We start from the raw sequence: 10,122 nt of genomic DNA on the forward strand, positions 1-10,122 counted from the left end.
GTCCGGGTCAGTGAAGTTTCACTGTGACGGAACGGAAGCCATGGCCGGGCCGGGAACGACCGCGTTGATCCCGCCTGGCGCGCGCCACGCCTTCAAAGGCATCGGCCCCGGCACATCCCGCGTGCTCGTCATGCTGTCCCCGGGGTACGGCGAAGGCTTCTTCCGTGCGGTCGCGAAAGAGGGGCTTTCAACGCAGGACGGGACGGACAGGGTGAACGAGCTCGCAGCGAAATACGGCGTCGAATTCGTCGGCCCGCCCATCGACTGACCATCACCAGCGCATGTTGCACCACCAATTCTCTTTAGTTGCAGAGAACCTTGCAATGAACCACATCAGTCACCGCGTTCCCTTCGATGGCGGCTTCCTGCATGCGTTGTCGTCCGGCCAGGGCGACGAAACCATTGTGCTCCTGCACGGCTGGCCACAGACAAGCCGGCAGTGGGAGCGCGTCAGCGCCTTGCTCGACGGCGACTATCAGCTCATAGCACCTGATCTGCGCGGGTGCGGCGACAGTTCCAAGCCGTTGACAGGCTATGATGCGTCAACCCAGTCCGACGATATCCTGGCGCTGGTTCGGCATTTCGGTCTCGGGCGCGTCCATCTCGTCGCCCATGATGTCGGCGGCCCGGTGGCTTACGCCTTCGCTGCCAAGCACCGCGATCACTGCGCGTCCCTCACCCTGATCGAAGCGCCGCTGTGGGGCATCGTCAGCGATAACGTCCCCGACCTGGTGACACTGTTCTGGCATCTGAAATTCCATCAGGACGTGGATATGGCCGCCAAGATGATCGGGGCAGATATCCCAGCCTACCTGAATCATTTCTACCGGAGCTTCGCTTTCAATCCCCATGCGGTAGTGCCCGACGAGGCCGCGGACTACATCCGCGCCTATAGCGGGATCGGCGCCTTGCGCGCGAGCCTGATGCACTATCACGCGATCCCCGAGACCGGCGAGCAGCTAAAAGAATTCAGCGCGCGAAAGCTGACCATTCCTGTTGCATCCTATGGCTCTGCAATGGTCATGGCTGACTATTCGGGGAACGCCGCAAAGCTGATCGCCGAGAAGGTCGATACGGGGATCGTTGAGAATTGCGGGCACTGGATGCCAGACGAGAAACCCGAATTCGTCGCTGAGCTGATCCGCAAGACCGTTACAAAAGCTCAGCAGGGAGTTTCCTGACGTGTTGAGAATTCTGTGCGCACAGGCCAGCCGCGGCTTCGAGCAAGGGCCATTCAAGATCCGGCGCGTGCGGCCGGGCCGTGTCTTCGGATCGAACGCCGATCCCGCCTTCGGGCCGCTCGCCGTCCTCGATCACGCCAATCTCGGCGTCGGCACCGTGGTGCGATTCCACGAGCACGTCAACGACGAGATACTCAGCTACATGTGGCACGGCACCATGGTGCACGAGGACTCGTCTGGCAACCGCGTTGCGCTGTCTCCGCACAGACTGATGATGATGAATGCAGGCAAGAGCTTCTGGCATGAGGAATCCGCGCCTTCAGACCCCGTTGAAATGCTTCAGATCTTCATCCGCCCGCGCGAGGCGGATCTGCCCGGCGAAGTCCAGTTCCACGACCGCGACGACACCGTTGCCGACGGCAACTGGCATCTCATCGCCGCGCCGGAGACAAGCGACGCGCCGCTCACGATCCGCCAGCAGGTCATCGTCTATGACGCGCACCTGCCGGCCGGCCGCGAGATTGAAATCCCGCGTGCCGATGGCATGCAGCAACTGCTGTATGTCTTCGACGGCGAGATCAATGCCGGCGCCGCCCATCTTTTGAAGGGAGATGCGCTCGCCGACAACGAGACCGCGCTTCCGGCGATCAAGGCCATTCGTCCGTCCACACTCCTGGCCTTTCTGGTCGATCGCGATGCGCATGCCACGCGCGCGGGCACCATCAGCGGCGGATGAGCGACACATGTCGATGCCCCTGCCCCAGCCCCCCGCGGATGCTGCCGAGGTGCCGCTCCCGGAACGGGTGCCGCATCCGGGAGCCGAACGGACGATCTCGCCCGCCCTGTGGGGCGCGCTCGGACGCTTCGGCATTCCGGCGCTCGCGCTTGCGATCATCCTGGGCTTTGTCACCATCGCGATCACACGATGGGACCTGTGGACAGCCCAGGCCGCGGTTCAGGAGACAGACAACGCATATGTTCGAACAGAGATGACGCGCCTCGCAAGCAGAGTCGCCGGAACGGTGCGTGCAATCGGGGTCAAAGACTACCAGCGTGTCAAAGCCGGCGATCTGCTAGCAGAAATCGATCCCTCTGATTATACCGTCCAGGTTGCTCAGGCCGTGGCCACTGCTGCCTCAGCCAGAACTGCACATAGCAACCTCGATAACCAGATCGCGCTGCAGCGTGCCACGATCTCACAAGCCGAAGCACAACAGGCATCTGCATTGGCGCAAGAAATTCAGGCTCGCCAGGAACGCGAGCGACAGGAGAAGCTTGCACAATCGGGTTTCTCCACGCAGCAAAAAGTCGAACAAGTCGTTGCCTCCCACGTCAAGGCCCAGAGTGACCTGCGGGCGAGCGAAGCTGCCGTGGAAGCGCAGCGACGACAGCTCGACGTACTGATTGGCACAAAGGCGCAACGTGCTGCTGACTTGCAGACTTCCGAGGCCGCTCTCGCGGCAGCGCAACTGCACCTCGATTATACCCGGATCACTGCCCCATTCGACGGCGTCGTCGGCGAACGAGGGGTGCAACAGGGTGACTATGTCAATGTCGGCAGCAGCCTGATCACGATTACGGCGCTCCCCAAAATCTATGTGATCGCCAATTACAAGGAAACCCAGTTGACACGGGTGACCGAGGGACAGCCCGTCGATATCACGGTCGATACATTCCCCGGCGAAGTACTGCACGGCTATGTCGAGCGCCTCTCTCCGGCAAGCGGGTCGCAACTCGCGCTGCTGCCTGCCGACAATGCGACGGGCAACTTCACCAAGGTGGTGCAGCGGATTTCCGTGCGGATCGGCTTCGCACCGAACCAGAAGCTGCTTGAGCGCCTTCGCTCAGGTATGTCGGTCACGACACGCATCCATACTGAAGCCTCCCGCAATCAGAGCGCACAGCCGTGAACGGTTCCGTGGAGAAAGGCGACAGCGACCCGGCGGCCAAGCCCACCTCGCCGTACCAACCACTTTACGCGGTCGCAGCCGTTCTGCTGGGGCCGTTCATCGTCGGCTTTCACAGCCGCTTCTTCGCGATCGGGCTCGTCGACATCAAGGGGGCCTTCGGTCTGAGCTTCGACGAAGGTGCCTGGCTCAGTACCGCCGGAACCGCGTCACAGATCATGATCGCGCCAGCCGTTGCCTGGTTTGCCTCGACGATCGGCATCCGGCGCCTATTCCTAATTCCGACGCTGCTCTACACCGTCGTCTCGATCGTCATCCCCTTTGTGCGCGCAGTCGATCTGCTGCTCGCTCTGCACATCGTCCATGGGCTGTGTCTCGGCGTATTCGTGCCGGCCACCATGATGGTGATCCTGCGCAACCTGCCACCCCGATGGTGGCTGCCGGCCATGGCGCTCTATGCGTTTCGGCTGGCATTCACGGCGAATGCCGGCATCTCCCTGGTGGGGATGTATGTTCAGACCCTCGGATGGGAATGGGTCTATTGGGGCGATGCACTGCTCGCTCCGCTCATGACCTTGTTCGTCTATCTTGGCGCCCCGTCCGTGCCGATCAATTACGATCTGCTGCGCCGGGCTGACTGGGGCGGCATGCTGCTGTTCGGCGCGGGACTCACTTTGCTTTACACAGGGCTCGATCAGGGCAACCGGCTCGACTGGCTCTCCTCCGGTACGGTCCTGGCCCTTCTGTGCGGCGGCGCGGCGCTGATTGCGGCATTCCTGGTGAACGAGGCCATCGTGCCGGAGCCCTGGGCCAGAGCGAGCGTCATCCTCTCGCGCAACATCGGATTGATGCTGCTCGCCGCGCTCTGCTTCATCTTGACCAGCCTGTCCAACGTCGCGCTCATCCCCAATTTCCTCACGACGGTTCGGCTATTGAGACCCGAACAAATCGGTCCGCTGCTGCTGAATTACGTCGCGCTGCCGCTCCTGCTGCTGGTTCCGCTGGCCGTCGTCCTGCTGCGACGGATCGATGCCCGGCTCGTGCTGATCCTCGGTCTCTCGGCATTTGCAGCCGCCGGCTTGCTCGGCACACGACTGACCAGCGACTGGGATCCCGCGGCCTTCGTGCCCCTCGCGCTTCTTCAGTCGGTGGGGTACGGCCTGACATTCATTGCGATCATGATCTATGCCTTCGCCAATGCCGATCCAACTCGCGCGACGGCCTTCTCGGCCTATATCCAGGTCTTGCGCCTCGGCGGCGCGGAAATCGGCGTGGCCCTGATCACGACCTGGCTGCGTGTCCGCGAACAGACGTACTCTAACCTGCTCGGTCAACACGTCGCCGCCGGTGACGCCGGCGTCACACAAGCTCTCTCTCAGATCACCGCGCCTTTCATCAGCCATGGATCGGATATTGCGACAGCCCGGGGGCTCAGCACCATGGCTGCCCTGGTCCGGCGCGAAGCCAATGTTCTCGCCTACATCGACGGGTTCTGGCTGACGTTCTGGGCTGCGCTTCTGGGACTCGTGATGGTCGTACTGATGACGTCCCCGCCGGAAGGTCCCTTCACCCCAAAACGCAACATGCATCCCGTCCGCAACGCCCAGTGATCAAAGTGAGATCGCTCGGTCGAGCCAGCCAAACATTACAGGAGACCATCCATGATCGAGGCAGACGCAACGCTGGTGATCGCACGCATTGCGATCGGATCACTCTTCGTTGTCAGCGCGATGGACAAGTTCCGGCTCGATCCGATGGAGATGGAGCAGGTCGCATCTCTTCATTTGCCCGTGCCTGCGCTTCTCATGCGGCTGACCGGTGCGTTCGAGCTCGCCGGTGCACTCGCACTTGGTCTGGGGCTCTATGCCCGAATTGCGGCGATCGGATTGGCGCTGTTCCTGGCCTTTGTCTCGCTCGCCTTCCTGCAGTTTTGGTCCGTCAAAAACCCTGCACAGATCCGCGCGATGATGCGCAACGCCTTCATGGGCAATATCGCTGTGATCGGTGGCCTGCTCTATATCAGCGTGTGCGGAGCGGGCGCTCTTGCGATTTGCGACCTCAATCTAGGCCCGCAGTAGCCCCATACAGCTAAAGCGATCCCGGCACGTGAGTGCCAAAACAGAAACGATCCAAAGGAACGATCTGATGATATTTTCAATGCTTCGCAAGGCTGCTTCGATCGGCGGGATCGCGCTGCAACCATAGCGTTTTTATCTGTTTTAGCCACCCATGGGGGCTCCCCGGTGCTAGCCAAACGGCGGAACGATAAAGCCCATCGGGCGGGTCCCCGAAATTTCAATCGACTTCCCGTCAAACACACAATCCGGCAGAGAGAGGTTGCCGCTGGCCGAGCTCGAGCAAGCATGGGTTGGGATCGATGTCCGAGGCGATCTGGCTGAAGTCCTGACGGTCGCTCTCAAAACGAAAACCCAGCCACCAGGGGTGGGGTTTAGCAATTTGAGTTGGTTGCGGGGACATGCAACCATCTCAAATTGCTATTTCAGGCGGTCGCTTAGCGTTGCCCTCCGAAGGCAAAGGTCACACGTTCGAATCATGTCGGGTGCTCGCGCGTCCGGTGCCCCGTCCCAAGAGCAGCGTCGCGCTGCGCGACTCTATCGCCGCGCCGACGAAACACCTCGCCACAATGCAAAGCTGCGCGGCCAACTGAGACTCCTGTTCGGGCTCGTCAAGTTCAGCGCTGGAAGCCTCTTCAGGAAGCGGGCCAGGGCAGCTTTGCGTGAACCACGGTCTAACGCATAGGCGGTCTGCTTGGATTCGATGCCGTCAAGGAGCCCTTGAATGTAGCCCGAGATTGTGTTCGCAGCCACGATAAGCGCCGTGTCGAGCGTATGGATGTACTTGCTCGTTACCGAGCCGTTGGCATGGCCGACCAGTGCTGCGACGGTTGCCTCGGTAAAGCCGAGTTCGTTGGTGATGCTCGACGGCGAACGCGCGACGTAATGGACCCCTAGGCCAGCACTCACGTCATTGCACAAAATCGCAGTCTAGCGCACAAAAGCGTAGTTTGGTGCCCAGGGGCGGAATCGAACCACCGACACTGCGATTTTCAGTCGCATGCTCTACCAACTGAGCTACCTGGGCGTGCTCCAAAGAGGGGCCAAGGCCCATCGAGCGGGCGGTTTATAGTGGGCTCGGAGCGGCCTGTCCACCCACGCTTCGCCGATGGCCTCTCGGAGCTTGGCCCGGCTGTGCACAAGCTGGGATGAGATTGGGATGACGCCGGCGAGCGCTCCGCCCTCATCAGGCAACCATTTGAAACTACTTAGTTATTCGACGTCATCGACCTCGTCATCCTTGCCGGGGATGACGTAGGAGCCCTTCAGCCAGCGGTTCAGGTCGACGTCGCGGCAGCGCGACGAGCAGAACGGACGGGTGGCCTCGGACTGCGGCTTGCCGCAGATCGCGCAGGTCTTGAGGGGACTGGCGGGCTTTTTGACTTGGTGGTCCATGATCGGGGCGGCGTCTACGAGGTTGCGGGGGTCAAGAGCCTGTCGGCAAACGGGTTCCTCGGGCGGCGGCGCATGCGTCCTCCGCAAGGACCCGGTGGGCCATTCTACTGTGCATGGGGTTGTTTTCGATATTTTTGTCGCCGCTCTCACACGCCGACTGCGTTGAGCCAGCCGAAGCGGATCGGAAAACCCTCGCCGCCGAGCAGCGTGGTGGTCTCGTAGAGCGGCAGGCCGACGACGTTGGTGTAGGAGCCGACCATCTTCACCACGAAGGACCCGGCGATGCCCTGCACGGCGTAGCCGCCGGCTTTGCCGCGCCACTCGCCGGAGCCGATATAGGCCTGGATGTCGTCCTCCGAGAGGCGCTTGAAGCGCACGCGGGTCTCGACCAGGCGCTGGCGGAAGGCCTCGCGCGGCGTGACGAGACAGATCGCGGTGTAGACGCGGTGGTTGCGGCCGGACAGCAGCCGCAGGCACTGCGCGGCCTCGTCGACGAGGTTGGCCTTGGGCAGGATGCGGCGGCCGACCGCCACAACCGTGTCGGCGGAGAGGATGAAGGCGCCGCGCAACTCGTCGTCGAGCTGCACAGACTTCAGCGCCGCATCGGCCTTGGCCCGCGCGAGCCGGTTGGCGCAGGCGCGCGGCAGCTCGCCCCGCTTCGGCGTCTCGTCGACGTCGGCCGGCCGGAGCGCGTCCGGCTCGATGCCGGCCTGGTTGAGCAGCGACAGGCGCCGCGGCGAACCGGAGGCAAGAACGAATTTGGGGCGGCCGAGCATCAGGTGATTTGGGGGATGAAGCAGGGGGTGAATTGCGCGCGGAACCTATCGGAAGGGGGCTGATTTCACAACCCGGGAACCCGGACTTTACTGATTCGACGGGCCCAGCATGCGTGTGCCTGCGGTCTGTGACGCCGGTGTTACGGCCTCTACGCCTCTCCCCGCGTGCGGGGAGAGGCCGGATTGCATCGAAGATGCAATCCGGGTGAGGGGGAGCATCCGCGCGCTCAACTTTCACCGTCCTCGCGGAGACTCCCCCTCACCCCGCCCCTCTCCCCGCAAGCGGGGCGAGGGAGAGGAGGCGCTGCGTCCGGGGCGCGAGGGCTACCCGCTCGCCGCCCCCACCTTCGCAAACCGCCTGCGGATACGCATCAACAGCTGGTCGCAGACGTCGCGGTAGGCGGCGAGCTTCTGGTCGCGGCTGCCTTCGATGGTGGTCGGATCATGCGTCGGCCAGTATTCGACATCGGCGGCGAGCGTGCGGGTCAGCTCCAGCGCCTTGTGATGCGCCTCCGGCGACAGCGTGATGATGAGGTCGAAGTTCAGCCCCTCCCAATCCTCCAGCTCCTCGAAGGTCTGCGGCTTGTGGGTGGAGATGTCTTGCCCCAGCTCGTCCATCACCGCGACCGCGAAGGGATCGAGCTCGCCCTTCCTCGCGCCGGCCGACTTCACGTAGAGGCCTTGCGGAAACATGTGCCGCAGCAGGCTCTCGGCCATCGGCGAGCGCACGCTGTTCATCGCGCAGGCGAACAGCACCGATTGCGGATCGCGTGCGCGTGGCGGACCCGCCATCGCACCTAACCCTTCCAGTGCAAGACAGTGATGAGCGTGAACAGGCGTCGCGAGGTCTCGAAATCGACCCGGACCTTGCCCTTCAGCCGCTCTTGCAGCGTGCGCGAGCCTTCGTCATGGATGCCGCGGCGGCCCATGTCAATGGCTTCGATCTTGTCCGGCGTCGCGGTGCGGATCGCCTGATAGTAGCTATCGCAGATCATGAAATAGTCCTTCACGATCCGCCGGAACGGCCCCAGCGACAACAGATGCACGACCACGGGCGTCGCGTCCTCGCAGCGGATGTCGAACATCAGCCGGTTGCCAGTGATGCCGATATGCAGCGTGAACGGCCCCTTGCCGTCGGCGCCCTCCGGCGCAAACAGGTTCTGCTCGATCAGATCGTAGATCGCGATCGCACGCTCATGCTCGATGTCGGGCCCGGAACGGCCGATCGACTCCTCGTCGAGGGTGACCGCGACGATGCGATTGGTCGAGTCGTCCTGTTCGGGCGGCCTGGTCATGACAGATTGAGGCGCAATCCAACCGAGCGCGAATGGGCATCAAGCCCCTCCGCCTTTCCGAGCGTCATCGCGGCCGGGCCCAGCGCACGCAGCTGATCCGGGCCGCATTTCAGGATCGAGGTGCGCTTGATGAAGTCGGCAACCCCCAGCCCCGAGGAGAACCGCGCCGAGCGCGCCGTCGGCAGCACGTGGTTGGAGCCGCCGACATAATCGCCGATCGCCTCCGGCGTATGCGCGCCGAGGAACACCGCGCCGGCGTTGCGGATCTTTGCGGCAAGCCCATCCGGGTCCGTGGTCATGATCTCGAGATGCTCGGCGGCGATGGCGTCCGCCAGCGGGATCGCATCGGTGAGATTCTTCACCATGATGATGGCGCCGAAGTCGGCCCAGGAGCGACCTGCGATCGCGGCACGCGGCAGCGTCTTCAACTGGGCTTCGACCGCCTTCTCGACATCGGCGGCAAGGCGCGCGGAATCGGTGATCAGGATCGATTGCGCGCTCGTGTCGTGCTCGGCCTGCGCCAGGAGGTCGGCGGCGATCCAATCGGCATTGCCGGTGTCGTCGGCGATGACCAGCACCTCGGAGGGGCCGGCGATCATGTCGATGCCGACCTTGYCGAACACCAGCCGCTTGGCGGCGGCGACATAGGCATTGCCGGGGCCGACAATCTTGGCCACCGGCGCGATCGTCGCGGTGCCGTGGGCGAGCGCGGCCACCGCCTGCGCGCCGCCGACACGATAGATCTCGGTGACGCCGCCGAGCTTTGCCGCCGCCAGCACCAGCGGATTGAGCTTGCCGTCGGGCGACGGCACCACCATCACGAGGCGCGCGACGCCGGCGACTTTTGCGGGCACGGCGTTCATCAGCACCGAGGACGGATAGGCCGCAGTCCCCCCGGGCACGTAGAGGCCGGCGGATTCGATCGCGGTGTAGCGCCAGCCGAGCTCGACGCCGAGCGGGTCGGTGAAGCGCTCGTCCTTCGGCAATTGCCGGACGTGGTAGGTCTCGATGCGGTCGCGCGCGAGTTTGAGCGCATCCAGCGTTGCGGCATCGCAGGCCTCAACCGCGGCCTCGATCTCGCCGGCCGTGACGCGCAGCGAGGCCGCATCCAGCGTCAGCCGGTCGAATTTTGCCGTGGCCTCGAGCAGGGCGGCATCGCCGCGCCTGGCCACATCGTCGACGATCGCGCGCGCGGCGGCCTCGACGTCGGCCGAGACCTCGCGCTTGGCGGCGAGGAAGGCCGCAAATCGCTGGTCAAAATCGGCGCTGCTGCGGTCGAGGCGAACGGGCATTTTGGGCTTGGCTTCCGGCTGGTTTTCGAGGGGGCGGATTGGCTCACCAGGTCCCCTGCTCAATGGCGCGACGGCCACCCGCCGTCAACCCTCGGCAGGTGTCGCCGTTTTCTGTGGTCATCCTGCTTTGACGTCGTCCTGGCGAAAGCCAGGACCCATTACCCCAAGTCTTTGTTATTGAACCAGGATGTTGCTCCAGCC

General features: G+C 63.4%; 11 protein-coding genes, 1 tRNA gene and 1 pseudogene. 6 read left to right on the plus strand and 7 right to left on the minus strand.

Going from position 1 to position 10,122, the window contains the following annotated elements:
* From ACXJL8_RS23190 to ACXJL8_RS23215, 6 genes are all read left to right on the plus strand, one after another.
* A partial coding sequence (locus ACXJL8_RS23190) for an AraC family ligand binding domain-containing protein (protein WP_456685646.1) occupies nt 1-268 on the plus strand: 268 nt, incomplete at its 5' end.
* Nucleotides 269-323: 55 nt separating this feature from the next.
* Nucleotides 324-1,181, plus strand: a complete 858-nt coding sequence (locus ACXJL8_RS23195) for an alpha/beta fold hydrolase (protein ID WP_456620521.1) — start codon at nt 324-326, stop codon at nt 1,179-1,181.
* A gap of 1 nt (nt 1,182) precedes the next feature.
* Nucleotides 1,183-1,917, plus strand: coding sequence for a pirin family protein (locus ACXJL8_RS23200; protein WP_456620522.1), 735 nt, complete (start codon nt 1,183-1,185; stop codon nt 1,915-1,917).
* A gap of 7 nt (nt 1,918-1,924) precedes the next feature.
* Nucleotides 1,925-3,091: an HlyD family secretion protein gene (locus ACXJL8_RS23205; RefSeq protein ID WP_456620523.1), complete on the plus strand. Its 1,167-nt coding sequence runs from the start codon at nt 1,925-1,927 to the stop codon at nt 3,089-3,091.
* Nucleotides 3,088-4,698, plus strand: a complete 1,611-nt coding sequence (locus ACXJL8_RS23210) for an MFS transporter (RefSeq protein WP_456620524.1) — start codon at nt 3,088-3,090, stop codon at nt 4,696-4,698. Before ACXJL8_RS23205 ends, ACXJL8_RS23210 begins: the two co-directional genes overlap by 4 nt.
* 51 nt (nt 4,699-4,749) lie before the next feature.
* Complete coding sequence (locus tag ACXJL8_RS23215) at nt 4,750-5,166, plus strand: DoxX family protein (protein ID WP_456620525.1); 417 nt, start codon at nt 4,750-4,752, stop codon at nt 5,164-5,166.
* Between the two features lie 534 nt (nt 5,167-5,700).
* On the opposite strand, the pseudogene ACXJL8_RS23220 reads toward ACXJL8_RS23215, so the two are convergent.
* The 7 genes and pseudogenes from ACXJL8_RS23220 to hisD form a co-directional block, all read right to left on the minus strand.
* A pseudogene (locus tag ACXJL8_RS23220) lies at nt 5,701-6,036 on the minus strand (hypothetical protein); the annotation flags it as partial.
* 78 nt (nt 6,037-6,114) lie between these two features.
* Nucleotides 6,115-6,190 (minus strand) — tRNA-Phe (locus ACXJL8_RS23225).
* Nucleotides 6,191-6,375: 185 nt separating this feature from the next.
* Nucleotides 6,376-6,558, minus strand: a complete 183-nt coding sequence (gene yacG, locus ACXJL8_RS23230; RefSeq protein WP_456620526.1) for a DNA gyrase inhibitor YacG — start codon at nt 6,556-6,558, stop codon at nt 6,376-6,378.
* Between the two features lie 146 nt (nt 6,559-6,704).
* Nucleotides 6,705-7,334 carry a Maf-like protein gene (locus tag ACXJL8_RS23235; RefSeq protein ID WP_456620527.1) on the minus strand — a complete coding sequence of 210 codons (630 nt, stop codon included), beginning with the start codon at nt 7,332-7,334 and terminating at the stop codon, nt 6,705-6,707.
* A 324-nt stretch (nt 7,335-7,658) separates the two neighbouring features.
* Nucleotides 7,659-8,126, minus strand: coding sequence for an arsenate-mycothiol transferase ArsC (locus tag ACXJL8_RS23240; RefSeq protein ID WP_456620528.1), 468 nt, complete (start codon nt 8,124-8,126; stop codon nt 7,659-7,661).
* A 5-nt stretch (nt 8,127-8,131) separates the two neighbouring features.
* Entirely contained in the window at nt 8,132-8,629 is a 498-nt protein-coding gene (locus tag ACXJL8_RS23245; protein ID WP_456620529.1) for a UPF0262 family protein, read from the minus strand.
* Nucleotides 8,626-9,921 (minus strand): histidinol dehydrogenase, encoded by a 1,296-nt coding sequence (gene hisD / locus ACXJL8_RS23250; RefSeq protein WP_456685647.1) that lies wholly within the window; start codon nt 9,919-9,921, stop codon nt 8,626-8,628. The genes ACXJL8_RS23245 and hisD overlap by 4 nt, the downstream gene beginning before the upstream one ends.
* Between the last annotated feature and the right edge of the window lie 201 nt (nt 9,922-10,122).

The organism is Bradyrhizobium sp. P5_C11_2 (assembly GCF_054049755.1).

Bases quoted from the DNA above. Each gene is read 5' to 3' on its own strand.
- ACXJL8_RS23245 (WP_456620529.1), bottom strand. From the start codon at position 8,629: ATGACCAGGCCGCCCGAACAGGACGACTCGACCAATCGCATCGTCGCG.
- ACXJL8_RS23235 (WP_456620527.1), bottom strand. From the start codon at position 7,334: ATGCTCGGCCGCCCCAAATTCGTTCTTGCCTCCGGTTCGCCGCGGCGC.
- yacG (WP_456620526.1), bottom strand. From the start codon at position 6,558: ATGGACCACCAAGTCAAAAAGCCCGCCAGTCCCCTCAAGACCTGCGCG.
- ACXJL8_RS23195 (WP_456620521.1), top strand. From the start codon at position 324: ATGAACCACATCAGTCACCGCGTTCCCTTCGATGGCGGCTTCCTGCAT.
- ACXJL8_RS23240 (WP_456620528.1), bottom strand. From the start codon at position 8,126: ATGGCGGGTCCGCCACGCGCACGCGATCCGCAATCGGTGCTGTTCGCC.
- ACXJL8_RS23205 (WP_456620523.1), top strand. From the start codon at position 1,925: ATGTCGATGCCCCTGCCCCAGCCCCCCGCGGATGCTGCCGAGGTGCCG.
- ACXJL8_RS23215 (WP_456620525.1), top strand. From the start codon at position 4,750: ATGATCGAGGCAGACGCAACGCTGGTGATCGCACGCATTGCGATCGGA.